We start from the raw sequence: 26779 nt of genomic DNA, 5'->3' as shown, positions 1-26779 counted from the left end.
CCCATGTTCGGCATCAGCTTCAGCGAGTTGCTGCTCGTCGGCCTGGTCGCCCTGGTGGTGCTCGGCCCCGAGCGCCTGCCCGGCGCGGCGCGCACCGCCGGCCTGTGGATCGGGCGGCTCAAGCGCAGCTTCAATTCCATCAAGCAGGAAGTGGAGCGCGAGATCGGCGCCGACGAGATCCGCCGGCAACTGCACAACGAGCACATCCTCTCGATGGAGCAGGAAGCCCGGCGCATCCTCAATCCACAGAGCGTGACCCCGGACCCGGCCACCACGCCCGGTAGCGAGCCGGTGCCCCCGGTGGCAGCCGAGCCTGCCCCCGTGGCGCCTGTTGCGCCCGTACCGCCGGTAACCCCTGTCGTCACTCCTGAACCGGCCCCCGTCACCCCGCCGCCCACCGAACCGACCCAACCGCCGCGAGCCCCATGAGCGAGATCCCGGAACACGACCAGCCGATGCCGCTGGTGTCGCACCTCACCGAACTGCGGACCCGCCTGCTGCGCTGCGTGGCGGCGGTCTTCCTGATCTTCGCCGGGCTGTTCTCCTTCGCCCAGCAGATCTACACCCTGGTCTCGGCGCCGCTGCGCGCGCACCTGCCGGCCAACGCGACGATGATCGCCACCGACGTGGCCTCGCCGTTCCTCACGCCGTTCAAGCTGACCATGATCGTTTCGCTGTTCCTGGCGATCCCGTTCATCCTCTACCAGATCTGGGGCTTCATCGCGCCCGGCCTGTACCGCCATGAAAAGCGCGTGGCGATCCCGCTGCTGGTGTCCAGCATCCTGCTGTTCTACGCCGGCATGGCCTTCGCCTACTTCCTGGTCTTCCCGCTGATCTTCGGCTTCTTCGCCAGCGCCACGCCCGAAGGCGTGTCGATGATGACCGACATCGCCAGCTACCTCGATTTCGTCATGACCCTGTTCTTCGCCTTCGGGGTGGCCTTCGAGATCCCGGTGGCCGTGGTCCTGCTGGTGTGGATCGGTGTCGTGGACGTGCAGTACCTGCGCAAGATCCGCCCGTACGTGATCATCGGCTGCTTCGTGGTCGGCATGATCCTGACTCCGCCGGACATCTTCTCGCAGACCCTGCTGGCCGTGCCGATGTGGATGCTGTTCGAGATCGGCGTGCTGTTCGGCGGCCTGGTGCGCAAGCGCCGCCAGGAAGAACAAGCCAGCGACGACACCCCGGACGACCAGCCGCCAGCGACCCAGCCGTGAACCTGTTGCTGCTCGAGGAGGCCGATTTCATCTCGGCCGACCGTGCGGTCCTGAGCGACCGCCGCTTCACCCATATGCAGGAGATCCACCGCGTGGCCGTGGGCGACAGCCTGCGGGTCGGGCGCATTGGCGGGCGGATGGGCCAGGCCCGGGTCGAGCGCCTGGAAGGCCATGAAGCCGAACTGTCACTGAGCTTCGACCAGGCTCCGCCGGCCAAGCTGCCGCTGACCCTGGTGCTCGCCCTGCCGCGACCGAAAATGCTCCGCCGGGTGTTCCAGACCATCGCCACCATGGGCGTGGCCAGGCTGGTGCTGGTCAACAGCTACCGGGTGGAAAAGAGCTTCTGGCAGACGCCGTTCCTCGACCCGGAGAACATCCGCGAGAACCTGATCCTCGGCCTGGAACAAGCCCGTGACACGGTGCTGCCGCAAGTCATCATCGAGAAGCGCTTCAAGCCCTTCGTCGAGGACCGCCTGCCGGCCATCGCCGCCGGCACCCTCGGCCTGGTCGGCCACCCTGGCAATCACCCGCCCTGCCCGCGCGGCGTCGATGAGCCGGTGACCCTGGCCATCGGGCCGGAAGGCGGCTGGATTCCTTACGAGATCGACCTGCTGGGCAAGGCCGGGCTCGCCCCGGTGCAGCTCGGTGATCGCATCCTGCGCGTGGAAACAGCCGTCACCGCCCTGCTCGCCCGTCTTTTCTAAGCGCTTTCCCACACGGTCTATAGGACTATTGGCTACCTCTTTAGCCCCGGTTTAGACGCTTTTGCCATCTTCAGTTTTGTCACGGCGAGCCGATTCAGGAACACAGCCTAGAAATCTGCCTCGCCTGACAGAACCGGAGTGACCGTATGTACCGTTGGATGGCCCTGCACCTGGGCAATGTGAGCGTCAATCGCAAACTGGGGATCGGCTTCAGCATCGTGTTGCTGCTGACCCTCGCCATCACCTTCACCGGCTGGCAAGGCCTGAGCGGCGTGATCGGCCGGGGTGACAAGCTCGGCGAGATCTCAGAGGTGTACCAGGGCACCCAGGTCCTGCGTATCGCCCGGCAGAGCTACGAGCACAACCGTGACGCCGCCTCCACCGCCCAGGTGGAACAGGCCCTGGCGTCGCTGGCCACGACCCTGCAACGGGTCAGCAAGGGCGTCAAGGAGCCTCAGGACAGCAAGCGTCTCGCTGACCAGGAGCAGACGGTCCGCGCCTATGAAAGCGCCTTCGCCGACCTCAAGCGCGCTGCAGACGCCCGCGAGGCCGCCCGTGCCATTCTCGGCAGCAGCGCCGACCAGGCTGCCGCGCTGCTCGACCAGGTCCAGCAAGCCCTGCTGCAGGACGGTGACATCGTGGTGTTCAACAACGCGGTCGAGACGGCAAAGCTGCTGCAACAGGCGCGTTTCCAGGTACGCGGCTACACCTACAGCGGCAAGGATGAGTTCCAGGCCACCGCACTGACCGCCATCGACGAGGCGCTGGCGCTGATCAAGTCGCTGCCGGGCAAGGTGCCGGCGCAACATCAGGCCAGCCTGGTCGCGACTGCCGAGGCCCTGAATGCCTACCGCGGCGCGGTGGTCCAGGTAGGCGCCGCCCAGTCAGCCGGCGAGAAGGCCTTGGCCGAGATGGGCAAGCTGGGCACCCGCCTGCTCGACCTGAGCAGCGAGCTGACCCAGTCCCAGACCAAGATTCGCGACACCGAAACCGAGCATGCCAAGTCCATGCTTGGCCTCGCCACCCTGCTCGCCCTGGCCTTCGGCATCCTGGCCGCCTGGGCGATCACCCGGCAGATCGTCATCCCGCTGCGCCAGACCCTGACCGCCGTGGACCGCATCGCCAGCGGCGACCTCAGCCACGACCTCCACGAGCAGCGGCGTGACGAGCTGGGCCAGTTGCAGCGCAGCATGCAGCGCATGACCCTGAGCCTGCGGGAGCTGATCGGCGGGATTGGCGATGGCGTCACCCAGATCGCCAGTGCTGCCGAGGAACTGTCCGCAGTGACCGAGCAGACCAGCGCCGGGGTCAACAACCAGAAGGTGGAAACTGACCAGGTCGCCACCGCCATGAACGAAATGGCCGCCACCGTGCATGAAGTGGCCCGCAATGCCGAAGAGGCTTCCGAAGCCGCGAAGATGGCCGACAACCAGGCCCGCGAAGGTGATCGCGTGGTGGCCCAGGCCATTGCCCAGATCGAGCGCCTGGCCAAGGAAGTCGGTAACTCCAGCACCGCCATGAATGACCTCAAGGCCGAAAGCGCGAAGATCGGCAGCGTACTGGACGTGATCAAGTCGGTGGCCGAACAGACCAACCTGCTGGCGCTCAACGCGGCCATCGAAGCGGCCCGGGCCGGTGAAGCGGGTCGCGGGTTTGCCGTGGTCGCGGATGAAGTACGCAGCCTGGCGCAGCGCACCCAGCAGTCCACCGAAGAGATCGAGCAATTGATCGCCGGGTTGCAGAACGGCACCCAGCAGGTGGCGGCGGTGATGGACAACAGCCGGAACCTGACCGACAGCAGCGTGCAGTTGACCCGCAGTGCCGGGGTTTCGCTGGAGACCATTACCAGGACCGTGTCGTCGATCCAGGCGATGAACCAGCAGATCGCGGCGGCGGCGGAACAACAGAGCGCGGTGGCGGAAGAGATCAACCGCAGCGTGATGAATGTGCGGGATGTGTCGGATCAGACGGCGTCGGCGAGTGAGGAGACGGCGGCGTCCAGCGTGGAACTGGCGCGCTTGGGGACGCATTTGCAGTCGCTGGTATCGCGGTTCCGCCTGTAACCCATCGGTGTGGCTGATGGCCTCATCGCTGGCAAGCCAGCTCCCAGAGGTATCGCGTGCACCGCTGAACCTGTGGGAGCTGGCTTGCCAGCGATAGGGCCCGGAAGAGCGATAGAGCTTAGAGAACCTGGCGGAGGAAGGCCTGTGCCCGCAGGTCCTTGGGAGCAGTAAAGAACGCCTCCGGCGGCGAATCCTCCAGCAGCTTCCCGTGATCGAAGAACAACACCCGGTCCGCCACTTCCCGGGCAAAGCCCATTTCATGGGTCACGCAGACCATGGTCATGCCTTCCTGGGCCAGGGTCTTCATCACATCCAGCACTTCGCCGACCATTTCCGGGTCGAGCGCCGACGTCGGCTCGTCGAACAGCATCACCTTCGGGTCCATCGCCAGCGCCCGGGCAATCGCCACGCGCTGCTGCTGGCCACCGGAGAGCCGCGACGGGTATTCGTTGGCCTTCTGCCCGATGCCCACCTTCTCCAGCAAGGCTTTCGCCTTGGCCTCGCGCTCGGCCTTGCCGCGCTTGCGCACGACCTTCTGCGCCAGGCACAGGTTCTCCAGCACGGTCATGTGCGGGAACAGGTTGAAGTGCTGGAACACCATGCCGACTTCACGGCGATAGGCGTTGATATCGGTCTTCGGGTCAGCCAGTTGCAGACCATCGATGGCCACGCTGCCAGAGTCGAAGGATTCCAGGCCGTTGAGGCAGCGCAGGAAGGTCGACTTGCCCGAACCCGACGGGCCCAGCACCACCAGCACTTCGCCACGGGCGACCTGGGTGGTGACGTTATCCACAGCCCGCACGACCATGCCGCGGGTGTCGAAGACTTTGGTCAGATCACAGACTTCAATCACTTTGCGCAAGCCTCCGCTCGAGCCGGCTGGCGAAGTGCGACAGCGGCAGGTTGATCAGCAGGTACAGCCCGGCGACACAGAACCAGATCTCGAAGGTGGAGAACGAGGTGGTGATCGCCTCGCGGCCGCTCTTGGTCAGTTCGGTGATGGCGATCACCGAGACCAGCGAGGTGTCCTTGACCAGGCTGATGAACTGCCCGGCCAGCGGCGGCAGCACGCGCTTGAACGCCTGCGGCAGAACCACGTGGCGCATCGATTGCGAGGCATTCAGGCCCAGCGAGCGCGCCGCTTCACTCTGGCCCTTGGCGATCGACTGCACGCCGGCGCGGACGATCTCGGCCACGTAGGCACCGGTGAACAGCGCCAGCGCCGCGACCCCGGCGAACTCCCGGGACAGGTTGAGCACCGTGCCGATAAAGAAGTAGAAGATGAAGATCTGCACCAGCAGCGGCGTACCGCGCACCAGTTCGACGTAGACCGTGGACAGGTCGCGCAGGGTCGGGTTGCTCGACAGGCGGCACAGCCCGGCGAACAGGCCGATCACCAGGCCGGCGATGCCCGACGCCACGGAGATCCAGATGGTGGTCCACAGACCCCAGGCCAGCGGGCCGGCGGCCCAGTGGTGGGTCAGGCCGATCACGTCGCCTTCGGCTACATCGTCGCCCTGGGACAGCTGCACGCTGGCCTGGTCGACTTCCAGCACCTGGTCGTTGCCGTCTTCATCACGCAGGGTCACCACGGCAGTGTCGCCCTTGCGCACGATCTCCTGCACCGTGCCGTAGCCGGCAGCGCGATGGGCTTCTTCGGCCTGGTAGGCGAAGTATTGCGGCACACGGTTCCAGCGCCACTCGTAGGAAATCATCGAGGTGGCGAAATACAGACTCACCGCCAGTCCGACCAGGACCAGCGCGGTCAGCCCGTGCCAGGGCCACTGGGCTTTCTTGTGTTTGATCACGTTGAGGGTTCCGTAAATGCGAACGCGCAGGACAAGCCTGCGCGTCGGGTTTCAAGCCTGGGCGTGGAGCCTGGGCCTTATTCCATGTCCTTCAGCCACTCGGTCTTCTTGAACCACTTGTCGTGGATCCGCTCGTAGGTGCCGTCGTGCTTGATCTGGTGCAGGAAGTTGTTGATGAAGTTGATGCTGTCGTAGTCGCCTTTCTTCAGGCCGAAGGCCAGCGGCTCGTAGGTGAACGGCTCCTCCAGGTAGACCAGCTTGCCGTTGCCGACCTTGGTCAGGGCCACGACGTTGTACGGGGCGTCGTAGACGAAGGCGTCAGCCTTGCCGTTGACCACGTCCAGCACGCCCTCCTGCTCGTTGTCGTAGCCGTGGTACTGGGCCTTGCTGATCATTTTCTTGGCCATCATCTCGCCGGTGGTCCCCAGCTTGGAGGTCAGGCGGTACTCAGCGCTGTTCAGGTCCTTGTACGACTTGACCTTGCCTTCCAGTTCCTTGCGGATCAGCAGGGTCTGGCCGACGACGATGAAGGGCTCGCTGAAGTTCAGCTTCAGGTTGCGCTCCTGGGTCAGGGTCATGCCGCTGCCGATCATGTCGAACTTGTTGGTCATCAGGGCCGGGATGATGCCGTCGTAGCCAGTGGAAACCAGTTCCAGCTTGACGCCCATGGACTTGGCCATGGCCTTGAGGATGTCCACTTCGAAGCCGATGATCTCACCGCGCTTGTTGGTCATCTCGAAGGGCATGTAGGTCGGGTCCATGCCGACGCGCAGGGTGCCGCGCTTGGTCGCGTCATCGATCACGCCAGCCTGGGCGGAGCACACCGCCACGGTGGCCGCGACGCCGGCCAGCAGCATCGACAGATACTTTTTGAACATCACCACTTCCCCCAAACAGAAAACCGCTCGAATTTTATTGTGTGCGCGAAAAGTCCTACAGACGACGCGCCATAGTCGGGGTGGGATGCTAACGCATGAGCGGCACGGGACCTAGCGTCCGTGAAGACTTTGTTACTTATTGATACCAGAAAACGCAACGGGGCGACGAATGTCGCCCCGTTGCGGGTCAGGCGTTGGCCAGGGCCGGCTGCGGCGCCGGCTCGGGGTGCAACGGCAGCAGCGGCGAGTGCGGATCGCTGGCGATGGACTTGCGCCACACGTCCAGCCAGGCCGGGGTCTGCTCGGCCCAGATCTGCTCGTGCAGGCGGGCCAGGGCCACCGGGTCGCTGAGCAGGGCCAGGCGGGTGTTGCCGTCCAGCCCGGACGGGCCGACCTGCAGGGCCTTGGCGATACGCTCGGCGCGCAGTGTCTCGATCGGCGCCGCCTCGCGGTGACGGGCAGTGGCCAGGGCGCAGGCCAGGGCGTTCTGCTTCGGATCGACCACGGCGCGGACGAAACCGTCCTTCAGCGCGTGCCAGCGGTTCTCGTGGGTGTACTGGTCGGTCGCCAGCAGTTCCTGCGGCGTCGAGTACTCCTCGGGAATCAGGAACAGCTTCTCGTCCTTGGCACGCAGGCCCAGGTTGACCCGGCTGGAGATCACCGAGACCGGGATCGACAGGGTCAGCGAACCGACGATAGGCACCAGCCACCACAGGAAGCTCGGGTTCAGCCAGGCCACCAGCAGGGCCCAGGCCACGCCCAGCAGGGTCTGCGGGCCATGGCGGCGTACCGCTTCGCTCCACGGCGTGGAGTCGTCGTCACGCTGCGGCGAGTTCCAGGTCGCGGCCCAGCCGAGGAACGCGGCGAGGACGAAACGGGTGTGGAAGATCATCCGCACCGGCGCCAGCAGCATGGAGAACAGCATCTCCAGGAGCATCGACAGGGTCACCTTGATGCGCCCGCCAAATTCCTTCGCGCCCTTGGCCCAGATCAGGATGACGCTGAGCAGCTTGGGCAGGAACAACAGCACGATGGTGGTGGAGAACAGCGCGATAGCCTTCTCCGGGTGCCACTGCGGCCACAGCGGGTACAGCTGCCGTGGTTCGAGGAAGTACTGCGGCTCCATCAGGGTGTTGGTCGCCAGCAAGGCCGTCGACAGCACCAGAAAGAAGAACCACAACGGCGCCGACAGGTACGACATCACCCCGGTGAGGAACACCGCACGGTGCACCGGGTGCATGCCCTTGACCAGGAACAGGCGGAAGTTCATCAGGTTGCCGTGGCACCAGCGCCGGTCGCGCTTGAGTTCATCAAGCAGGTTCGGCGGCAGTTCTTCGTAGCTGCCCGGCAGGTCGTAGGCGATCCACACGCCCCAGCCGGCACGGCGCATCAGCGCGGCTTCGACGAAGTCGTGGGAAAGAATCGCACCGGCAAAGGCGCCCTTGCCCGGCAACGGCGCCAGGGCGCAGTGCTCGATGAAGGGCTTCATGCGGATGATCGCGTTGTGGCCCCAGTAGTGCGACTCGCCCAGCTGCCAGAAGTGCAGGCCGGCGGTGAACAGCGGGCCGTACACGCGGGTGGCGAACTGCTGCATGCGCGCATACAGGGTGTCCATGCCCGAGGCCTTCGGCGCGGTCTGGATGATCCCGGCGTCCGGGTTGGCTTCCATCAGGCGCACCAGGCTGGTGAGGCATTCGCCGCTCATCACGCTGTCGGCGTCGAGCACCACCATGTAGCGGTAGTCGCTGCCCCAGCGACGGCAGAAGTCGTCGAGGTTGCCGCTCTTGCGCTTCACGCGGCGACGCCGGCGACGGTAGAAGATCCGCCCGAAACCGTTGGTTTCGCGGCAGACATCCAGCCACGCCTGTTGCTCGGCAACGGCGATGTCGGTGTCGTTGGTGTCGCTGAGGACGAAGAAGTCGAAGCGGTCCAGGTCACCGGTGGCGGCAACGGACTCGAAGGTGGCGCGCAGGCCGGCGAACACCCGTGGCACGTCTTCGTTGCAGATCGGCATGACGAGCGCGGTACGGGCGCCCTTCTCGATCGGCTCGTTGCCGGCGCTGCTTCCGGAAATACGGTACTTGTCGCGCCCGGTGAGCAGTTCGAGGAAGCCCATCAGCGCGGTCCAGAAACCGGCCGAGACCCAGCAGAAGAGGATGCCGAAGAGGATCAGGATGCTGGTCTGCAAGGCATACGGCCAGACCTGCGCCGCGGTCTGCAGCAGCGGCTGGTGCATCACCTCGTCGAGGTCGACGAAGGACCAGCCTTGATAAGGCAGGATGCCCTTCATGTACCAGCCGGCGACCAGGGTCTGGCCGATCATCAGGGCCAGCAGGATATAGCGGCGCATGGAGCCGACCCAGCGCCAGCGCGCGGCCGGCAGCTCGCGCTTTTCCGGGGCCGGGGCGTTGGTGCGCCCGGTCAGCCGGCGCCAGCCGCGGATCAGGATGTTGGTCCGCCATGGCTCCGGGACGACCCGGGTCCGGCGGATCGGCGGGGTCGCCTTGAGGCAAACCCGGCCGTTGGCGTCGAGGCCGAGCATCTCGACCTCTTCCATATCGGTTGCGGTCAGCAGGTTCAGCCGGCTGCCGACCGAGCCCTGGGGGGACTCGGCATCGGCAGGTGCCGGATGCACCGACAGGCGCTGGTGCAACTCGCTGAACGAGTTGCAGCGGGCGAGTTCCGCCCGTTGCTCATCGCTCAGTGGTAGGTGGGCCAGATACTCGACGAGCGGTTCCGGCCGTGCTGAAGAGTTACTCATCGGCAGGCAACTGATAGCTCCAGGTCTCGGTCAGCACCTGTTCGGTGGTGGCCGGGGCCTCGGTGGTGGGCGCCGCGTCGGCGGCAGGCTGCTCGGCAGGTTGCTCGGCCTTCGCGGTTTTCGCCGCGGCCTTGTCATGCTTCGCAGGTTTTTCCTGTTTCTTCGGCTCTTCCTGCTTTTCAGGCTTGGCCGGCTCGACCGGCACATCGCGAACCAGGGCGGCGCGCATTTCCACGGCCTTGCCCGGATCCTTGACCTTCATCCGCAGGGTCAGGCGCCAGCCCTTGATTTCAGGGTTGTAGCGCAGGTTGTTTTCCACAAGCTCCGCGTTGTCGTCCAGGCTGACCTGGGTACGCACCGCGGTATCTGGCGCCAGCTTGGCCAGGGCCGGACCTTCGAAGTCGACCAGGAAGGCCACGCTGCCGTCCGGCTGGCGAATCAGGTTGGATTGCTTGACGTCGCCGGTGGAACGCATGGTCTGCTTGACCCAGCCTAGCTCAGGCGAGTGGAACTCGGACTCGTCCATGGTCCAGTGCAGGCGATATTCGTATTCGATCGGGGTCCCTGGCTCCGGCAGCTTCTCCGGGCTCCAGAAGGCCACGATGTTGTCGTTGGTCTCGTCGGCGGTCGGGATCTCGACCAGGTCGACGGTGCCCTTGCCCCAGTCGCCCTTCGGCTCGATCCAGGTGCTCGGACGCTTCTGATAGTTGTCATCCAGGTCTTCGAAGAAGCCGAAGTCGCGGTTGCGCTGCAGCAGACCGAAGCCACGCGGGTTCTCGACGCTGAAGTTGCTGACGGCCAGGTGTTTCGGGTTGTTCAGCGGACGCCACAGCCATTCGCCGTTGCCGGCATGGATCGACAGGCCTTCGGAGTCGTGCAGCGAAGGACGGTAGTTCGGCACGCGGGACGGCTGGTTGCTGCCGAACAGGTACATGCTGGTCAGCGGGGCGATGCCCAGGCGGCTGACGTGGTCACGCAGGAAGACTTTCGACTGCACATCGACGATGGTGTCGGAACCCGGACGCAGGATCAGCTTGTAGGCACCGGTGGAGCGCGGCGAATCCAGCAGGGCGTAGATCACCAGGTGCTTGTCGTTGGCGCTCGGGCGCTCGACCCAGAACTCGGTGAAGCGCGGGAATTCCTCGCCGGACGGCAGCGCGGTGTCGATCGCCAGGCCGCGGGCCGACAGGCCGTACACCTGGCCCTTGCCGACCACGCGGAAGTAGCTGGCGCCGAGCAGGGTCATGATTTCGTCCTGCTTGTCCGCCTTGTTGATCGGATAGAGAACGCGGAAACCGGCGTAGCCGAGCTTCTCGGTGGCCTTGGCATCGAACTGCAGGTCGCCGAAGTCGAAGCGGCTCGGGTCGTACTTGATTTCTTCGACGGTGGTGGCGGTGACTTCATTGATTTTCACCGGCGTATCGAAGTGCATGCCCTGGTGATAGAAGGACAGCTCGAACGGGGTCTTCTCCCCGGCCCACTCGGCTTTCTCGGTGCGGAAATGAATCTTCTGGTAGTCAGCGAACTTCATGTCGCGGAACACGGCCGGCAGATTGCTTTTCGGGGCTTCGTACTTCTGTCCGGCCAGGTCCTTCGCCTTGGCCGCCACGTCGTCAAGGTTGAACGCCCAGAGCTGGCCGGAGCCGAGCAGGCACATCAGTGCCGAACCCGCGATCAGGGCCTTGCGCAGCCGGCTGGCAGGCATTCTTGGAGCATCAAAGGGACTTACAATCACGAGCAACCCTCGCCGAATACTGATCTAAAGAACCAACGGCCAGCGACACATGCCGGGTTGGCGAGCACTGTTCGGACTCCGAAAGGGCTCAATGATTCCCCAAACGGTTCCGGACAGTTCTCGAGTCAAGGTAAACAGGCCGTCGAACGCCGGCCCTGTGTAGCGCGCGATTATCTAGCAGGCTGCGTTACAACGCATCAGGGCCAGCCAACTATTTTTGCTGCTAAACCCCTTGTTTTCCTGCAAACAAGGGGATTTTTGTCTTCATATTTGTAACATAAATGTTACGGGGCCATCATTGACCAGGTGAACCTGCATGTCGGCCCCGAAGCGACCGCTGCCGACAGTGCCGTGCTTGAGCCTCGCCTGGGCCAGCAGGTAGTCGAACAGCTCGGCGCCGAGGGCCGGCGGCGCGGCGGTAGAAAAGCTCGGGCGCAGGCCGCTGCGGGTGTCCGCGGCCAGGGTGAACTGGGACACCAGCAGCAGGCCGCCGTCGATGTCCTTGAGGGAGAGGTTCATCTTGCCCTGCGGGTCGCTGAAGACCCGGTAGTTGAGGAGCTTGTGCAGCAGCTTGTCGGCGTGTTCCGGGGTGTCGCCGGGTTCCACGGCGACCAGCACCATCAGGCCCTGATCGATGGAACCGACGATCTCCCCTTCCACTTCCACCCGGGCGCCACGCACCCGTTGCAGCAGGCCCTTCACGCTTCTTCCAGAGGCAGGTCGAGCAGGCGCCGGGCCATCTGCTCGGCGGCGCGCACCAGGGCGTCGGTGATGCCCGGCTCGGAGGCGGCGTGGCCGGCGTCGCGGATCACCTTCAATTCACTGTTCGGCCAGGCCTGGTGCAGTTCCCAGGCGTTGTCCAGCGGGCAGATCACGTCATAGCGGCCATGCACGATCACCGCCGGCAGGTGGGCGATCTTCGGCATGTCGCGGATCAGCTGGTTTTCGTCGAGGAAGGCATTGTTGACGAAGTAGTGGCATTCGATGCGGGCAATCGACAGGGCGCGCTGCGGCTCGGAGAAGCGATCGACCACCAGCGGGTTCGGGCGCAGGGTCGCGGTGCGGCCTTCCCAGGTGGACCAGGCCTTGGCCGCGTGCATCTGGGCGATCTGGTCGTTGCCGGTCAGGCGCTTGTGGAAGGCCTGGACCAGGTTGTCGCGTTCGTCCACCGGGATCGGCGCGATGTAGTCCTGCCAGTAGTCCGGGAACAGGCGGCTGGCGCCACCGGTCTGGTAGAACCAGTCGATCTCCTGCGGACGGCAGAGGAAGATGCCGCGCAGGATCAGGCCATGGACGCGCTCGGGATGGGTCTGGGCGTAGGCCAGGGCCAGGGTCGAGCCCCAGGAGCCGCCGAACAGGACCCATTTCTCGATGCCGAGGTGCTTGCGGATGCGCTCGAGGTCTTCGACCAGGTGCCAGGTGGTGTTGTTTTCCAGGCTGGCGTGGGGCGTGGAGCGGCCACAGCCGCGCTGGTCGAAGGTGATGATGCGGTAGACGGTGGGGTCGAAGTAGCAGCGGCTCTGGGCATCGCAGCCGGCACCGGGGCCACCGTGAATGAACACCACCGGCAGACCTTCCGGTGAACCACTTTCATCGACGTACAGCACATGCGGTGCTTCGACTGCCAGATCGTGCCGGGCGTAGGGTTTGATCTGTGGGTACAAGGTCTGCATTACGCACTCCGTGTGGGAATTATTCTGCCGTTGGGCATCATAAACCCGAAATGCGCTTTGAGCATGCCCCGTTGGGTCAAGTGTTCTTCAGGTAACCATGTGCTGCTCTCAGGGGCCTCATCGCTGGCAAGCCAGCTCCCACAGGGTTCGGCGGCGCCGCGGACACTGTGGGAGCTGGCGTTGCCAGCGATGGCGTCAGTCGTATCGCCGCTGAGCCCAGGCCAGAACCTCTTCGAGCAATCCCCGCAATACCACCTGCGTCGGCCCCGCCAGATCCTCCCGATAGGCAAACGGCTCCACCTCTTCCATATAAGTGCTCTGCGCCAGCTCCAGCTGCACCGCATGGATATCCCCGGTCGGATCGCCGTAATGCCGGGTAATATGCCCGCCCTTGAAGCGCCCGTTCAGCACATGGGTGTAGTCCGGCGCCCCGGCACACACCGCCTTCAACCGCTCGGCCAGCTCGGGGTCACAACTCGCCCCGTTGAACGTCCCCAGGTTGAAGTCCGGCAGTTTCCCGTCGAACAGATGCGGCACAAGGGAGCGGATCGAGTGCGCATCCCACAGCAGCGCATAACCAAACTCCGCCTTCAACCGCGCCAGCTCGTTGCGCAGGGTGTCGTGGTACGGCCTCCAGATCGCCTCCAGATACTCCGCCCGCTCCGCCGCCGACGGCACCTTGCCTTCCTCGAACAACGGCTCGCCATCGAACAGCGTCGCCGGGAACAATCCGGTAGTCGCGCCGACATACAGTGGCTGGTCATCCTCGGGCCGGTTCAGGTCGATGACGAAGCGCGAATACTCCGCCACCACCACACTGGCGCCCATCTCGCGGACGAAGTCGTAGAGCCGGGGGATATGCCAGTCGGTATCCGGCAGGCTGCGGGCCGCCGGCACCAGGCCGTCACGCACCGCCGGGGTCAGTTTCAGGCCGGCGTGCGGCATGCTGACCAGCAGCGGCAGCCTGCCCTGGTGAAAACTCAGAACCTTGTCCATCGTCATGCCTCAATCAGTCAGTTCGACGCCGTGGCGGACCACGCGCTTGTCCAGTTCGCCGCCGAGCCAGTACGCCAGGTCGGCCGGGCGCTCGATAGCCCAGGCCACGAAGTCGGCGACCTTGCCCGCTTCCAGCGAGCCATGGCTGTGCCCCAGCCCCAGCGCCGTGGCGGCATGGGTGGTCACCCCCGCCAGCGCCTCTTCCGGGGTCATGCGGAACAGGGTGCAGGCCATGTTCAGCATCAGCCGCAACGACAGCGCCGGCGAGGTGCCGGGGTTGAGGTCGCTGGCAATGGCGATCTTCACCCCGTGCTTGCGCAGGGCATCCATCGGCGGCAGCTGGGTTTCCCGCAGGTAATAGAAGGCACCGGGCAGCAGCACGGCGACGGTGCCGGCAGCGGCCATGGCGATGCAGTCGTCCTCGGTCATGAACTCAAGATGATCGGCGGACAACCCGTGATAACGCGCCGCCAGGCTCGACCCGGCCAGGGACGACAACTGCTCGGCATGCAGCTTGACCGGCAGGCCCAGCTCCCGTGCCTTGATGAACACCCGCTCGACCTGCGCCGGCAAGAACGCCAGGTACTCGCAGAAGGCATCCACCGCGTCCACCAGCCCCTCGGCGGCCAGGGCCGGGAGCATCACCTCGCAGATATGGGCGATGTAGTCGTCGCTGCGGTCCTTGTACTCCGGCGGCAGCGCATGGGCCGCAAGACAAGTGGCGCGCACGGTCAGCGGCAGGCTCTCGCCAAGGCGGCGGGCGACCTTGAGCATCTTGCGTTCGTTTTCCAGATCCAGCCCGTAGCCGGACTTGATCTCCAGTGTGGTCACCCCATCGCGCATCAGCGCCCGTACCCGGCGCAGGGCGCTGGCGTACAGTTCGTCCTCGCTGGCGGCGCGGGTAGCGCGCACGGTGCTGGCGATACCGCCGCCCTGGGCGGCGATTTCGGCGTAGCTGACGCCCTGCAGGCGCTGTTCGAATTCGCCGCTGCGGTTACCGCCGAACACCGTATGGGTGTGGCAGTCGATCAGCCCCGGGGTGACCCAGGCGCCGCCCAGGTCGACCCGCTGCCCGATATCCAGGTCCGGCAGCGAGCCACGCGGCCCGATCCAGTCGATATGCCCGTTGGACGTGACGATCGCCGCGTCCTCGATGATCGAGTAGCTGCCGTTGGCCATGCTCGCCACATGGCAGTGCTGCCAGAGGGTCTTCATCGTTTTCCCTCCGTTCAGCCCAGGCTCGGCAGCACGCCGGCCGGCAGCAGGCCGGTCAGGCGACCTTCGGCCAGCAGTTCCACGGCGATCTCGATATCCGGAGCGAAGAAACGGTCCTTGTCGTAGTGCGGTACGCGGTCACGCAGGATCTTGCGCGCCTCTTCCAGCTTGGCCGAGCTCTTCAGCCCGGTACGCAGGTCCAGGCCCTGGCAGGCGCCGAGCCATTCGATGGCGAGGACGCCACGGGTGTTCTCGGCCATCTCCCACAGGCGCTTGCCGGCGGCCGGAGCCATGGACACGTGGTCTTCCTGGTTGGCCGAGGTCGGCAGGCTGTCGACGCTGTGCGGGTGCGACAGCGCCTTGTTCTCGCTGGCCAGGGCCGCGGCGGTGACCTGGGCGATCATGAAGCCGGAGTTGACCCCGCCGTTTTCCACCAGGAACGGCGGCAGCTGGGACATATGCTTGTCCATCATCAGCGAGATGCGCCGCTCGCTCAGCGAGCCGATCTCGGCAATGGCCAGGGCCATGTTGTCGGCGGCCATGGCCACCGGCTCGGCGTGGAAGTTGCCTCCGGAGATCACATCGCCCTGCTCGGCGAACACCAGCGGGTTGTCGGAGACGGCGTTGGCCTCGATGGCCAGCACTTCGGCGGCCTGGCGCAGCTGGGTCAGGCAGGCGCCCATGACCTGCGGCTGGCAGCGCAGGGAGTACGGGTCCTGGACCTTGCCGCAATGTTCGTGGGAGGCGGACACCTCGGTGCCGTCGGTGAGCAGGTCGCGGTAGCAGGCCGCCGCATCGATCTGCCCGCGCTGGCCGCGGGCGGCATGAATGCGCGCATCGAACGGCGAACGCGAGCCCAGCACGGCCTCGACCGTCAGACCACCGCAGGCGATGGCGGCAGCGAACAGGTCTTCGGCTTCGAACAGCCCGCGCAGCGCGTAGGCGGTCGAGGCCTGGGTGCCGTTGAGCAGCGCCAGCCCTTCCTTGGCCGCCAGGGTCAGCGGCTTCAGGCCGGCAACAGCCAAGGCATCCACCGCCGACAGCCATTCGCCCTTCTGCCGGGCCTTGCCTTCACCAAGCAGCACCAGCGACATATGGGCCAGCGGCGCCAGGTCGCCAGACGCCCCGACCGAGCCTTTCAGCGGGATATGCGGGTAGACCTCGGCATTGACCAGGGCGATCAGCGCATCGATCACCACCCGGCGGATCCCGGAGAAACCCCGGCTCAGGCTGTTGATCTTCAGGACCATGATCAACCGCACCATGGCGTCGTCCAGCGGCGCGCCGATCCCGGCGGCATGGGACAGCACCAGCGAGCGCTGGAGGTTTTCCAGGTCGTGGCTGGCGATGCGGGTCGAGGCCAGCAGGCCGAAACCGGTGTTGATGCCGTAGGCGGTGCGGTCCTCGGCGAGGATCTGCTCGACGCAGGCAACGCTGGCATCGATCTGCGCCGCGGCGCTGGCCACCAGGCTCAGGCGTGCCGGGGTGTTATAGATGCCGCGCAGTTCGGCGAGGCTGACCTGGCCGGGAATCAGGTTGAAGACTTGCATGTTCAGGCTCCTTGTATGAGGTCAGAGCAGGGTCGGCAGCACGGACTGCGGGCCCTGCGGCTGTTTGAGCAATGCGGCCGCGCGGGCGATGTCCGGCGCCAGCCAGCGGTCCTGCTGGTAGGCCGGAACCTGTTCGCGCAGCAACTGCCAGGCGCGTTGGGTGCCGGCGCCAAAGCGCTGCTCCTTGAGAAATTCGAAGGCCTGGGCCGCCAGCAAATACTCGATGGCGAGGATCTGCGTGCAGTTTTCCAGGGCCTTGTGCAGCTTGAGCGCGGCACTGGTGCCGAGGCTCAGGTGGTCTTCCTGCAGGCCCGAGGTAACGAAGTTATCCACAACCGCCGGCTGCGCCAGCTGGCGGTTTTCGGCGCACAGCGAGGCGGCGACGTACTGGACGATCATCATTCCGGAGTTGACCCCCGGCTCGCTGACCAGGAACGCCGGCAGCCCGCTGACATGCGGGTTGACCAGGCGATCCAGGCGGCGCTCGGCAATCGAGCCGGTCTCGGCCACGGCGATCGCCAGCAGGTCGGCGGCCATGGCCACGGACTGGCCGTGGGGGTTGGCCTGGGACATCACCCGGAAGTTGTCCGGGGTGCCCAGCAGCAGCGGGTTGTCGGTGGCGGAGTTGAGTTCGGTCTCGATCTGTTGCGTCGCGTGGGCCAGCTGGTCCCGCGCCGCGCCGTGAACCTGGGGAATGGAACGGATGCTCAGGGCGTCCTGGGTGCGGATGCCCTTGCTGCTGGCGATCACTTCGCTGCCGTCGAGCAGGGCGCGCAGGTTGGCGCCGACCTGCTGCATGCCCGGGTGCGGCTTGAGGGCGATGATCTCGGCATCGAACGCAGCGATCTGCCCGCGCAACGCCTCGAAACTCATGGCCGAGACGATATCGGCCCAGTGCAGCAGGTGGGTGGCGTCAGCCAAAGCCAGGCAGCTCAGGCCGGTCATGCACGGCGTGCCGTTGACCAGGCACAGGCCGTCCTTCGCCCCCAGTACCGCCGGCGTCAGGCCTTCCTCGGCCAGCGCTTCGGCGGCCTCGACGATCCGCCCGCGATAACTGACCTTGCCCACGCCCAGCAGGCAGATGCCGACATGGGCCATGTGGGTCAGGTAACCCACCGAGCCCTGGGACGGCACCTGCGGGGTGATCCCGCGCTCCAGCAGGGCCAGGAGCATTTCCACCACCGGCCGCTGGATCCCTGACTTGCCGTGGCTGTAGTTGACGATGGCGGCGCAGATGATCGCCCGGGTCTGCTCGTCGGCCAGCACCGGCCCGACGCCGCAGGCGTGGCTGAGCAGGGTGTTGCTCGACAGCCGGCTCAGTTGCTCGCCTTCCAGGGCCACGTTGCACAAGGCGCCGAGGCCGGTGTTGACGCCATAGGCCCGCTCGCCACTGTCGACGATACGGCGGACGATGGCCTGGGCATTCTCGATCCGCGCCCAGGCGCTGTCGGCCAGGGTCAGGCGCGCACCGTGGCGGGCCACGGCGACGATGTCCTGCCAGCGCAGCGGGGCGTCGGCGATCACGACATTCTCGGGTTGCTGCATGGCGGTCCTCATACGGTGGCGGCGCGGCGCTGGACGAAGCGGTCGACGTATTCGTCGGCCGGCGAATGGAGGATCTCCCGCGGCGTGCCGACCTGGATCAGGCGGCCGTCCTTGAGGATCGCGATGCGGTTGCCGATGCGCACGGCTTCATCGAGGTCATGGGTAATGAAGACGATGGTCTTGTTCAGGGTCTTCTGCAGTTCCAGCAACTGGTCCTGCATCTCGGCGCGGATCAGCGGGTCGAGGGCGCTGAAGGCTTCGTCCATGAGGATGATGTCGGTGTCCGCCGCCAGGGCCCGGGCCAGGCCGACGCGCTGGCGCATGCCGCCGGACAGCTGGTGCGGGTAGGACTTCTCGTAGCCTTTCAGGCCCACGGTGGTGATCCAGTGCTGGGCGCGCTCGGCGCACAGCTGCTTGCTCTCGCCACGCACCTTGAGGCCGTAGGCGACGTTGTCCAGCACGGTCTTGTGCGGCAGCAGGCCGAAGCTCTGGAACACCATGCTGATCTTGCGCCGGCGGAATTGGCGCAGGGCTTCCATGTCGTACTGCAGGATGTCCTCGCCATCCACCAGGATCGCCCCGCTGGTGGGGTCGATCAGGCGGTTGAAGTGGCGCACCAGGGTCGATTTGCCGGAGCCGGACAGGCCCATGATCACGAAGATCTCGCCGGCACCGATGGACAGCGACAGGTCGTTGACTCCGACCACGCAGCCGGTCTTCGCCAGCACCTGCTCCTTGCTCTGGGCGTCGCGGATCAGTTGCAGCGCTTCCTCGTGCCGCTGGCCGAAGATCTTGAACACGTTCTTCACTTCGATCTTGTTCATCGCCGCCGTACTCATTTGCTCACCTCATGCCGCGCCCGGCCGTAGGCCTGGGTAATGCGGTCGATCACCACCGCGAGAATCACGATTGCCAGCCCGGCTTCCAGGCCGCGGCCGACGTTCAGGGTCTGGATGCCCACCAGCACGTCCTCGCCCAGGCCACGGGCGCCGATCATCGAGGCGATCACCACCATCGACAGGGCCATCATGGTGGTCTGGTTGATCCCGGCCATGATGCTCGGCAGGGCCAGCGGCAACTGCACGCCGAACAGCTGCTGCCAGCGGTTGGCGCCGAAGGCGTTGATCGCTTCCATGACCTCGCCGTCGACCTGGCGGATGCCCAGGTCGGTGAGGCGGATCAACGGCGGTGCGGCGTAGATCACCGTGGCGAAGATCGCTGGCACCTTGCCCAGGCCGAACAGCATCAGCACCGGGATCAGGTACACGAAGCTGGGCATGGTCTGCATAATGTCGAGCAGCGGCATGAGGATCGAACGCAGGCGGTTGCTGCGCGCGGACAGGATCCCCAAGGGGATGCCGATCAGCACCGAGATCAGCGTCGCCACCAGCATCAGCGCCAGGGTCTGCATGAGTTTGTCCCACAGCCCCACGGCCCCTACCAGGAACAGCAGGCCGACGATCACCAGAGTCGGCAGCACGCGACGGGTGGCATGCCAGGCGATACCGGCGACAATCGCCAGCATCAGCCACCAGGGCGTGGCCCGCAGCAGGCCTTCGAGGTTGACGATGGCCCAGAGCAGGGTGTCGGAGATCTGCCGGAACACATCACCGTAGTTGGTCACCAGCGCATCGACCCAGCCGTTGACCCAGTCGGCGATGGAGAAGGTAAGTTTTTCGGGGAACATAGGACTCACTCATCAGGTGAAAAGGGGAACGTCAGAGCGCGGCGTCGATCTTCTTCGCGGCGTCTTCGCTGACCCATGCATGCCAGATTTCAGGATGTTCCTTGAGGAAGGCTTTCGCCAGTTTCGGCGACTCGATGCGTTCCTTGGTCATGCGCGCGAGGTTCTGGTTGAGCAGGTCGATGGGCAGGTTGACCTTTTCCAGCACCGCCACCAGTTCCGGGGCACCTTCGTGGAAGGCCTTGGACAGGCCGACCTTGATGCTCACGCTCTTGTCGACGCCGGGTTTTTCTTCCAGCTTGACCAGGTCGACCTGGCCCATCAGCGGGGTCGGGGTCCAGTAATAGAAGAGGATCGGCTCGCCGCGCTTGTAGCTCGACAGCACCGCCGCATCCAGGGCCGGGCCGGTGCCCGGGCGGAAGTTGGTGTAGCTGCCTTCCAGGCCGTAGTCCTTGAGCATCTCGGAGTTGTCCAGCTCACAGGTCCAGCCGGCCGGGCAGTTGTAGAAGCGGCCCTTGGACGGCTCTTCCGGGTCCTTGAACACCGCCGAGTACTGGCCAAGATCGGCAATGGCCTTGAGGTTCGGCGCCTTGGCTTCCAGCTTGCGCTTGGCATCGCCCTCGATCACGTAGCGCGGCACGTACCAGCCTTCGATCGCGCCCACCACCGGGGCACCGACGCCGACCACCTTGCCGGCCGCCTCGGCCTTCTTCCACACCTCGCTGCGACCTACCCACTCTTCGGCGAAGACCTGGATGTCATTGGTGCCCAGGGCGTTTTCCATGGTGATGGAGTTGCCCGGCAGGCTGTCGGTCTCGCAGCCGTAGCCATTCTTCAGGACGAACTGCATGACGTCGGTCAGCAGCATGCCGCTTTCCCAGTTCAGCCCGGCGAACTTCACCGGTTTGCCGGATTCGCACCAGCCGGCGGCCTGGCTCACCCCGGACAGACTCAACAGGCCAAGGGCACACAGCGACGCAAGCAGGGTCTTGTTGGTTTTCATTGCATGACGCTCCCAAACAGGAAAGTGGATATCGGCAGTTCAGAGGCCTTCCGGTCGTCCCTTCCATGAAACGCCGCGTTGGCAGGGGCCGGGTTCGACGGCCCCTGCCCTGCGGATCAGCCGGTGATCATCGGCAGGTTCAGGCCCTGCTCTTTGGCACACTCGATTGCAATGTCGTAACCGGCATCGGCGTGACGCATCACACCGGTGCCCGGGTCGTTGGTCAGCACGCGGGCGATACGCTCGGCCGCTTCGTCGGTCCCGTCGCAGACGATGACCATGCCCGAGTGCTGGGAGAAGCCCATGCCCACGCCACCACCGTGGTGCAGCGAAACCCAGGTGGCACCGCTGGCGGTGTTCAGCAGGGCGTTGAGCAGCGGCCAGTCGGACACGGCATCGGAACCGTCCTTCATCGCTTCGGTTTCACGGTTCGGGCTGGACACCGAGCCGGAGTCCAGGTGGTCGCGACCGATAACGATAGGCGCAGACAGCTCGCCGCGACGGACCATTTCGTTGAACGCCAGGCCCAGCTTGGCGCGCTGGCCCAGGCCAACCCAGCAGATCCGCGCCGGCAGGCCCTGGAAGCTGATGCGCTCGCGGGCCATGTCCAGCCAGTTGTGCAGGTGGGCGTCGTCGGGGATCAGTTCCTTGACCTTGGCGTCGGTCTTGTAGATGTCCTCGGCATTGCCGGACAGCGCGGCCCAGCGGAACGGGCCGATGCCGCGGCAGAACAGCGGACGGATATAGGCCGGGACGAAGCCGGGGAAGTCGAAGGCATTGGCGACGCCCTCTTCCTTGGCCATCTGGCGGATGTTGTTGCCGTAGTCGAAGGTCGGGATGCCCTGCTTCTGGAAGTCGAGCATGGCCCGGACGTGCACGGCCATGGATTGCTTGGCGGCTTTCACCACGGCAGTTGGCTCGGTCTTGGCGCGGTCACGGTATTGCTCCCAGGTCCAGCCGGCCGGCAGGTAGCCGTTGAGCGGGTCGTGGGCGCTGGTCTGGTCGGTGACCATGTCCGGGCGCACGCCGCGCTTGATCAGTTCCGGGAGGATTTCCGCAGCGTTGCCCAGCAGGGCGATGGAAATGGCCTTGCCTTCGGCGGTGTATTGGGCGATGCGCGCCAGGGCGTCGTCGAGGTTCTTGGCCTGCTCGTCGACGTAGCGGCTGGCCAGACGGAAGTCGATGCGGCTCTGCTGGCACTCGATGTTCAGCGAGCAGGCGCCGGCCAGGGTTGCGGCCAGTGGCTGGGCGCCGCCCATGCCGCCGAGGCCGGCGGTCAGCACCCATTTGCCCTTGAGGTCACCGTTGTAGTGCTGGCGGCCGGCTTCGACGAAGGTTTCGTAGGTGCCCTGGACGATGCCCTGGCTGCCGATGTAGATCCAGCTGCCGGCGGTCATCTGGCCGTACATGGCCAGGCCCTTGGCATCCAGTTCGTTGAAGTGTTCCCAGTTGGCCCAGTGCGGCACCAGGTTGGAGTTGGCGATCAGGACGCGGGGGGCGTTGGCGTGGGTCTTGAACACGCCGACCGGCTTGCCGGACTGCACCAGCAGGGTCTCGTCGTCATTCAGGTGGGTCAGGCTCTCGACGATCTTGTCGTAGCACGCCCAGTTGCGCGCCGCACGGCCGATACCGCCGTACACCACCAGTTCCTTCGGGTTCTCCGCCACTTCCGGGTCGAGGTTGTTCATCAGCATCCGCAGCGGCGCTTCGGTCAGCCAGCTCTTGGCGGTCAGCTTGGTGCCGCGCGGGGCGCGGATTTCGACATCACGGAATTTGTTCAGGTTGTTGTCAGTCACGAAAAGGGCTCCTCGAGCGATCTATCCAATCCCAACCCAGGCAGTGGGCCAGCGGTGAAAACCGGTTTGCGAACAGCGCTGAGGGGACGGCCTATCCACTCATACGCACACATCTTTACTTGTACATACAAGCATATGCAATTGAATTGCCAATCCCGGGAAACGCTTCATGAAAAAACTCCGCACAGGGCTGCAGCCCTTGTGGAACAAGGCCGGGAAATCTTGCAGAGGGAGAGGAGAACGGCTGGAGGGTGGTGCGAGGACCAAGGCGGCATTGCGCCACCTTGGGGCATTCGGTAACAAAATGTGCGCAGGCGGTGCGTTACTCGGAAACAGCGATCAGCTCGATCAGGCAACAGCGACCGGTGATATCCAGCGCGCGCAATTGCGTGTTGTCCTTGAGGTAGAGGCAGTCGTACAGGCCGAGGTTTTGCTCGGGCTCGCCGCTGATACCGATCTGTAGCGAAGCCTGGGCGCTAAACAACAGAACGGTGCTGGCGGAGGTGAAGACCCGGCTGTAACCGCTGAACCACTGCAACCGTGCGCGGTAGCGCTGCGGTGCATAGATCAGGTTGAAATCACGGATCGCCCCGCCCAGCAGGCGGCAACTGACCTGGCTTTCGCCGCTGAAGACATAAGCATCGAACGGCAGTAGCACGCGGCTGGCTTCGCCATCGACCTCCAGCACCATGCCGTCGCCCTGCAGCACGCTGATGATCCGCTGGTAGCCGGCGAAGCTGGAGAAGTCGCCCGACTCAGCGATATCGGCGATCGACAGGCGCCAGCCGAAACCGTCGAGGCCCTGGCCGGCATCGCGGGTGATCTCTTCGGTGCTGCCGCCGCCGTTCTTCCACGGCATGCGCGGGTAATCGGCGGCGCGTAACAGGGTCAACTCGGTCATTTGCTGAAGCGTCCTTCGAGGCGATGGCGGGAACCGGGGTGGATTAGGCGTGCGGCGGTGACCGGCTGACGGCCCGACCAGGTGCGCCGGCGAATCAGCAGGCACGGCTCGCTGTGTTCGATCTGCAGCAGGCTGCATTCATAGGCATCGGCGAGGATCGCCTCGACCACATGCTCGCCCTCGGTCAGCGGCGCGACCTGGGACAGATAGGCATAGGGGGTCTGCCGGGTGAAGTCCTGCTTGAGGTAGTCCGGGGCGATCTGCGCGTTGACGTAGCGGTCCTCGATCTGCACCGGGATGCCGTTCTCGTAGTGCACGATCAGCGAATGAAACACCCGCCCGCCCTCGCGCATGTCCAGGGCCAGAGCACGCTCGGAGCCGGCGGCCTCCTCGGCCAGGGTCACCACCTTGCAGCTGTGCTGGTGGCCACGGGCGGAGATTTCGTCGGCGATGTTATGCACGTCGAACAGCGCGGAATGAGTCTTGGGTTCCGCCACGAAGGTACCGACGCCCTGCATGCGCACCAGCAGCCCTTCGGCGGTGAGTTCGCGCAGGGCACGGTTGATGGTCATGCGGCTGAAGCCCAGTTCGGCGACCAGTTCGCTTTCCGAGGGCACCCGGTGGTGCGGCGGCCAGGTGCCGCTCTCGATCTGCTGGACGATCATCTGCTTGACCCGGGCATACAGCGGCGCCGGCCCCTCGCCCATCTGGGCAACCAGCGTGGAGACAGGAGGTTTCGGCACTGGAAAAGTCCTTGTTCTATTGAATGAACGGTAGCTTGCCGGAGTTTACCGGGCAGGCAAACGTCTGTATATGTATATACAAATAACCAGAATGAGGTGCCGTGTCGATGTCCGTGTACTTTGCCGAACGTGCTTTGTTGCCCAGCGGCTGGGCGGAACAGGTCCGCATCGAGGTAGGCGCGGACGGCGTATTGACGTCGATTCAGGCCGGCGCTTCGTCGGACGGCGCGCAAAAGCTCGCCGGCCCGCTCCTGCCGGGCATGCCCAACCTGCACTCCCACGCCTTCCAGCGGGCCATGGCCGGGCTGGCGGAAGTGGCGGGCAACCCGAACGACAGCTTCTGGACCTGGCGCGAGCTGATGTACCGGCTGGTGGGCAAGATCAGCCCGGAGCAGCTCGAAGTCATCGCCCGCCAGCTGTATATCGAGATGCTCAAGGCGGGCTACACCTCGGTCGCCGAATTCCATTACGTGCACCACGACACCCAGGGCCAGGCGTATGCCGACCCGGTGGAGCTGTCGCGGCGGATCAGTGCGGCGGCGGCACACAGTGGCATCGGCCTGACCTTGCTGCCGGTGCTCTATACCCATTCCGGCTTTGGCGGGCAGGCACCGAATGACGGGCAGCGGCGCTTTATCAACAGCACCGAACAGTATCTGGATCTGCAATCACGCCTGAAACCGCTGCTGGCCGCGCAACCGGCGCAGGCCCTGGGGCTGTGTTTCCACTCGCTGCGCGCGGTGACGCCGGAGCAGATCGCCACGGTCCTGGCCGCCAGCGACAAGGCCTGCCCGGTGCATATCCATATCGCCGAGCAGCAGAAGGAAGTCGACGACTGCCTGGCCTGGAGCGGCCGGCGGCCGTTGCAATGGCTGTACGAGAATGTCGAGGTGGATGAACGCTGGTGCCTGGTGCATGCGACCCATGCCGAAGCGGATGAAGTGACGGCGATGGCCCGGAGCCGGGCGATTGCCGGGTTGTGCCTGACCACCGAGGCGAACCTCGGGGACGGGATCTTCCCGGCGGTGGATTTCCTCGCCCAGGGTGGGCGCATGGGGATTGGGTCGGACAGTCATGTGTCGTTGAGCGTGGTGGAAGAATTGCGCTGGCTGGAATATGGCCAGCGGCTGCGGGATCAGCGGCGTAATCGGCTGTATGGGGCTAGTCAGCCGATGGTTGGGCGGACGCTGTTCGATGCGGCATTGGATGGCGGGACCCAGGCGCTGGGGCAGCCGGTGGGGGAACTGGCGGTCGGCAAGCGGGCGGACTGGATCGTGCTGGATGGGCGGGATCCGTATCTGGCCATGGCGGATGGCGACAGTATCCTGAACCGCTGGCTGTTTGCCGGTGGGGATCGGCAGGTTCGGGATGTGATGGTGAACGGGGTTTGGGTGGTGCAGCAGGGGCGGCATGCTGCTGAAGAGGACAGCGCCGAGGCGTTTGGCCGGGTGCTGAAGGAATTGCTGGGTTGAACTTCAGGGCCTCATCGCTGGCAAGCCAGCTCCCACAGGTCCGGCGGTGCACGCGGTCACTGTGGGAGCTGGCTTGCCAGCGATGAGGCCCTGAAGAGCACTAAAAAACCTCAGGGCTTGCGCGCGATATCCCGGTCCGAAACCCGCCACACCAAGCGGGTCGTGTCATACCCCTGCTGCCGCGCCTTGGCCAGCAGGCTCTCCCGCTCCACCGCCGGCAAGGTCGGCGTGCGCGACAGCAACCACAGGTACTTGCGGTCCGGATTCCCCACCAGCGCCGTCTGGTAGTCGCTGCTCACATACAACACCCAGTAATTGCCCTTCGGCGCGCCCGGCAGCTTCATGAACCAGTTGTCGAACTGCACCCACAGCTTGTCGGTCTTGCCCGGCTCCTGCGGCGTGGCACTGCCGCTCGCCTCCTGCCATTTGCCCTCCAGGGTCAGACAACGGTTGAGCACCCCGACACTGCCATCGGCCCGCAGGTTGTAATGCGCCTCGGACTGCGCGCAATCACGCTGGAAGAACATCGGCAGCCGGGCCAGCTCGTACCACTTGCCCTGGTAACGCTTGAAATCGACGTGATCCACCGTCTTCGGCGGCAGCGGCCCGACCTCCGGCGTGGCGCAACCCGCCAGCGCCAGGGCGGCACAGCCTGCCAGCAGAACGCGACGCATCATTTCAGGCCCTGCCCCGCGTACATCAACACTTTGTCACCTGCGTACTGGACACTGATAAAGGTCTTCTCATCCCCCCAGGTACAGCTGGACACGCCAAGGGCGCCGGAACATTCGGTCGGGCTCCCCAGGAGCGCCTCGACTTCCGCCTTGGTCATACCGGTCTTGAGCTTGGAATAGTTCTCCTGGTTGAGCTTGCTGCAGGCAGCCAGCAACACGCACAGGGACAAGAGGGCGAGGGAACGCACGGACATGAAGGAAACTCCTGGGAATGAAGGTGACAGGGCCAGACCACTGCCGACAGCTTAGAAGGGAAAAACTCACTCCGGTTCCCGAAGGCCCGCGCTTTCAGTCCACAGCT

24 protein-coding genes and 1 pseudogene are annotated in these 26779 nt (G+C 65.1%); 6 read left to right on the top strand and 19 right to left on the bottom strand.

Annotated features, from left to right (window positions below; all coding sequences use genetic code 11):
• Positions 1-3: 3 nt before the first annotated feature.
• From tatB to AC2CQI_RS22325, 5 genes and pseudogenes are all read left to right on the top strand, one after another.
• Positions 4-429: a Sec-independent protein translocase protein TatB gene (gene tatB, locus AC2CQI_RS22345; RefSeq protein WP_484577912.1), complete on the top strand. Its 426-nt coding sequence runs from the start codon at positions 4-6 to the stop codon at positions 427-429.
• A complete protein-coding gene (gene tatC, locus AC2CQI_RS22340) occupies positions 426-1217 on the top strand; it encodes a twin-arginine translocase subunit TatC (RefSeq protein ID WP_075804879.1) in 792 nt (263 codons plus the stop codon). Before tatB ends, tatC begins: the two co-directional genes overlap by 4 nt.
• Positions 1214-1921 (top strand): 16S rRNA (uracil(1498)-N(3))-methyltransferase, encoded by a 708-nt coding sequence (locus AC2CQI_RS22335; RefSeq protein WP_484577911.1) that lies wholly within the window; start codon positions 1214-1216, stop codon positions 1919-1921. Before tatC ends, AC2CQI_RS22335 begins: the two co-directional genes overlap by 4 nt.
• Positions 1922-2067: 146 nt before the next feature.
• A pseudogene (locus AC2CQI_RS22330) lies at positions 2068-3081 on the top strand (methyl-accepting chemotaxis protein); the annotation flags it as partial.
• 30 nt (positions 3082-3111) lie between these two features.
• On the top strand, positions 3112-3984 hold the full coding sequence (locus AC2CQI_RS22325; RefSeq protein WP_484580656.1) for a methyl-accepting chemotaxis protein: 873 nt from the start codon (positions 3112-3114) through the stop codon (positions 3982-3984).
• A 118-nt stretch (positions 3985-4102) separates the two neighbouring features.
• Here the strand turns inward: AC2CQI_RS22325 and AC2CQI_RS22320 are convergent, their stop codons facing one another.
• The 17 genes from AC2CQI_RS22320 to hutC form a co-directional block, all read right to left on the bottom strand.
• Positions 4103-4837 (bottom strand): amino acid ABC transporter ATP-binding protein, encoded by a 735-nt coding sequence (locus AC2CQI_RS22320; protein WP_484580655.1) that lies wholly within the window; start codon positions 4835-4837, stop codon positions 4103-4105.
• The gene (locus tag AC2CQI_RS22315; RefSeq protein WP_484577910.1) at positions 4830-5792 is read right to left on the bottom strand and encodes an amino acid ABC transporter permease; all 963 of its coding nucleotides are present in this window, start codon (positions 5790-5792) and stop codon (positions 4830-4832) included. Before AC2CQI_RS22315 ends, AC2CQI_RS22320 begins: the two co-directional genes overlap by 8 nt.
• A 77-nt stretch (positions 5793-5869) precedes the next feature.
• Complete coding sequence (locus AC2CQI_RS22310) at positions 5870-6670, bottom strand: transporter substrate-binding domain-containing protein (RefSeq protein ID WP_484577909.1); 801 nt, start codon at positions 6668-6670, stop codon at positions 5870-5872.
• Between the two features lie 187 nt (positions 6671-6857).
• On the bottom strand, positions 6858-9431 hold the full coding sequence (mdoH, locus tag AC2CQI_RS22305) for a glucans biosynthesis glucosyltransferase MdoH (RefSeq protein WP_484577908.1): 2574 nt from the start codon (positions 9429-9431) through the stop codon (positions 6858-6860).
• Positions 9424-11166 (bottom strand): glucan biosynthesis protein G, encoded by a 1743-nt coding sequence (locus AC2CQI_RS22300; RefSeq protein ID WP_081430305.1) that lies wholly within the window; start codon positions 11164-11166, stop codon positions 9424-9426. The genes mdoH and AC2CQI_RS22300 overlap by 8 nt, the downstream gene beginning before the upstream one ends.
• Before the next feature lie 264 nt (positions 11167-11430).
• Positions 11431-11868, bottom strand: a complete 438-nt coding sequence (gene dtd / locus AC2CQI_RS22295; protein WP_075804885.1) for a D-aminoacyl-tRNA deacylase — start codon at positions 11866-11868, stop codon at positions 11431-11433.
• On the bottom strand, positions 11865-12839 hold the full coding sequence (gene pip, locus AC2CQI_RS22290) for a prolyl aminopeptidase (RefSeq protein ID WP_075804886.1): 975 nt from the start codon (positions 12837-12839) through the stop codon (positions 11865-11867). The genes dtd and pip overlap by 4 nt, the downstream gene beginning before the upstream one ends.
• A 195-nt stretch (positions 12840-13034) precedes the next feature.
• Positions 13035-13835: an N-formylglutamate deformylase gene (hutG, locus tag AC2CQI_RS22285; protein WP_484577907.1), complete on the bottom strand. Its 801-nt coding sequence runs from the start codon at positions 13833-13835 to the stop codon at positions 13035-13037.
• A gap of 9 nt (positions 13836-13844) precedes the next feature.
• Complete coding sequence (gene hutI / locus AC2CQI_RS22280) at positions 13845-15050, bottom strand: imidazolonepropionase (protein ID WP_484577906.1); 1206 nt, start codon at positions 15048-15050, stop codon at positions 13845-13847.
• Between the two features lie 14 nt (positions 15051-15064).
• The gene (hutH, locus tag AC2CQI_RS22275) at positions 15065-16600 is read right to left on the bottom strand and encodes a histidine ammonia-lyase (RefSeq protein WP_484577905.1); all 1536 of its coding nucleotides are present in this window, start codon (positions 16598-16600) and stop codon (positions 15065-15067) included.
• 21 nt (positions 16601-16621) lie between these two features.
• Positions 16622-18145 (bottom strand): HAL/PAL/TAL family ammonia-lyase, encoded by a 1524-nt coding sequence (locus AC2CQI_RS22270; protein ID WP_075804890.1) that lies wholly within the window; start codon positions 18143-18145, stop codon positions 16622-16624.
• An 8-nt stretch (positions 18146-18153) separates the two neighbouring features.
• Positions 18154-18984 carry a quaternary amine ABC transporter ATP-binding protein gene (locus AC2CQI_RS22265; RefSeq protein WP_484577904.1) on the bottom strand — a complete coding sequence of 277 codons (831 nt, stop codon included), beginning with the start codon at positions 18982-18984 and terminating at the stop codon, positions 18154-18156.
• Positions 18981-19832, bottom strand: coding sequence for an ABC transporter permease (locus tag AC2CQI_RS22260; protein ID WP_075804892.1), 852 nt, complete (start codon positions 19830-19832; stop codon positions 18981-18983). The genes AC2CQI_RS22265 and AC2CQI_RS22260 overlap by 4 nt, the downstream gene beginning before the upstream one ends.
• A 31-nt stretch (positions 19833-19863) precedes the next feature.
• Positions 19864-20832 (bottom strand): ABC transporter substrate-binding protein, encoded by a 969-nt coding sequence (locus AC2CQI_RS22255; RefSeq protein ID WP_484577903.1) that lies wholly within the window; start codon positions 20830-20832, stop codon positions 19864-19866.
• 116 nt (positions 20833-20948) lie between these two features.
• Positions 20949-22628, bottom strand: coding sequence for a urocanate hydratase (gene hutU / locus AC2CQI_RS22250; protein ID WP_484577902.1), 1680 nt, complete (start codon positions 22626-22628; stop codon positions 20949-20951).
• Positions 22629-22950: 322 nt separating this feature from the next.
• Positions 22951-23529: a HutD/Ves family protein gene (locus AC2CQI_RS22245; RefSeq protein WP_484577901.1), complete on the bottom strand. Its 579-nt coding sequence runs from the start codon at positions 23527-23529 to the stop codon at positions 22951-22953.
• Complete coding sequence (gene hutC, locus AC2CQI_RS22240) at positions 23526-24236, bottom strand: histidine utilization transcriptional repressor HutC (protein ID WP_178392032.1); 711 nt, start codon at positions 24234-24236, stop codon at positions 23526-23528. Before hutC ends, AC2CQI_RS22245 begins: the two co-directional genes overlap by 4 nt.
• A gap of 143 nt (positions 24237-24379) precedes the next feature.
• Here hutC and AC2CQI_RS22235 point away from each other — a divergent pair, with 143 nt between their 5' ends.
• On the top strand, positions 24380-25744 hold the full coding sequence (locus AC2CQI_RS22235; RefSeq protein ID WP_484577900.1) for a formimidoylglutamate deiminase: 1365 nt from the start codon (positions 24380-24382) through the stop codon (positions 25742-25744).
• A gap of 110 nt (positions 25745-25854) precedes the next feature.
• Here the strand turns inward: AC2CQI_RS22235 and AC2CQI_RS22230 are convergent, their stop codons facing one another.
• A complete protein-coding gene (locus AC2CQI_RS22230; protein WP_075804990.1) occupies positions 25855-26418 on the bottom strand; it encodes a lipocalin family protein in 564 nt (187 codons plus the stop codon).
• Positions 26418-26672, bottom strand: a complete 255-nt coding sequence (gene bamE / locus AC2CQI_RS22225; protein ID WP_075804898.1) for an outer membrane protein assembly factor BamE domain-containing protein — start codon at positions 26670-26672, stop codon at positions 26418-26420. The genes AC2CQI_RS22230 and bamE overlap by 1 nt, the downstream gene beginning before the upstream one ends.
• Between the last annotated feature and the right edge of the window lie 107 nt (positions 26673-26779).

This window comes from Pseudomonas sp. P2S-1, assembly GCF_057197725.1.
The sequence above is the reverse complement of the archived record's forward strand: the minus strand, read 5'-3'. Positions and strand labels throughout refer to the sequence as shown.

Coding starts and splice junctions, on each gene's coding strand:
- AC2CQI_RS22265 (WP_484577904.1), bottom strand. CDS start 18,984: ATGAGTACGGCGGCGATGAACAAGATCGAAGTGAAGAACGTGTTCAAG.
- AC2CQI_RS22255 (WP_484577903.1), bottom strand. CDS start 20,832: ATGAAAACCAACAAGACCCTGCTTGCGTCGCTGTGTGCCCTTGGCCTG.
- AC2CQI_RS22310 (WP_484577909.1), bottom strand. CDS start 6,670: ATGTTCAAAAAGTATCTGTCGATGCTGCTGGCCGGCGTCGCGGCCACC.
- AC2CQI_RS22230 (WP_075804990.1), bottom strand. CDS start 26,418: ATGCGTCGCGTTCTGCTGGCAGGCTGTGCCGCCCTGGCGCTGGCGGGT.
- tatB (WP_484577912.1), top strand. CDS start 4: ATGTTCGGCATCAGCTTCAGCGAGTTGCTGCTCGTCGGCCTGGTCGCC.
- hutC (WP_178392032.1), bottom strand. CDS start 24,236: ATGGGCGAGGGGCCGGCGCCGCTGTATGCCCGGGTCAAGCAGATGATC.
- hutH (WP_484577905.1), bottom strand. CDS start 16,600: ATGCAAGTCTTCAACCTGATTCCCGGCCAGGTCAGCCTCGCCGAACTG.
- AC2CQI_RS22245 (WP_484577901.1), bottom strand. CDS start 23,529: ATGACCGAGTTGACCCTGTTACGCGCCGCCGATTACCCGCGCATGCCG.
- AC2CQI_RS22325 (WP_484580656.1), top strand. CDS start 3,112: ATGCAGCGCATGACCCTGAGCCTGCGGGAGCTGATCGGCGGGATTGGC.
- hutI (WP_484577906.1), bottom strand. CDS start 15,050: ATGAAGACCCTCTGGCAGCACTGCCATGTGGCGAGCATGGCCAACGGC.
- AC2CQI_RS22235 (WP_484577900.1), top strand. CDS start 24,380: ATGTCCGTGTACTTTGCCGAACGTGCTTTGTTGCCCAGCGGCTGGGCG.
- bamE (WP_075804898.1), bottom strand. CDS start 26,672: ATGTCCGTGCGTTCCCTCGCCCTCTTGTCCCTGTGCGTGTTGCTGGCT.
- hutG (WP_484577907.1), bottom strand. CDS start 13,835: ATGGACAAGGTTCTGAGTTTTCACCAGGGCAGGCTGCCGCTGCTGGTC.
- pip (WP_075804886.1), bottom strand. CDS start 12,839: ATGCAGACCTTGTACCCACAGATCAAACCCTACGCCCGGCACGATCTG.
- mdoH (WP_484577908.1), bottom strand. CDS start 9,431: ATGAGTAACTCTTCAGCACGGCCGGAACCGCTCGTCGAGTATCTGGCC.
- AC2CQI_RS22270 (WP_075804890.1), bottom strand. CDS start 18,145: ATGCAGCAACCCGAGAATGTCGTGATCGCCGACGCCCCGCTGCGCTGG.
- AC2CQI_RS22260 (WP_075804892.1), bottom strand. CDS start 19,832: ATGTTCCCCGAAAAACTTACCTTCTCCATCGCCGACTGGGTCAACGGC.
- tatC (WP_075804879.1), top strand. CDS start 426: ATGAGCGAGATCCCGGAACACGACCAGCCGATGCCGCTGGTGTCGCAC.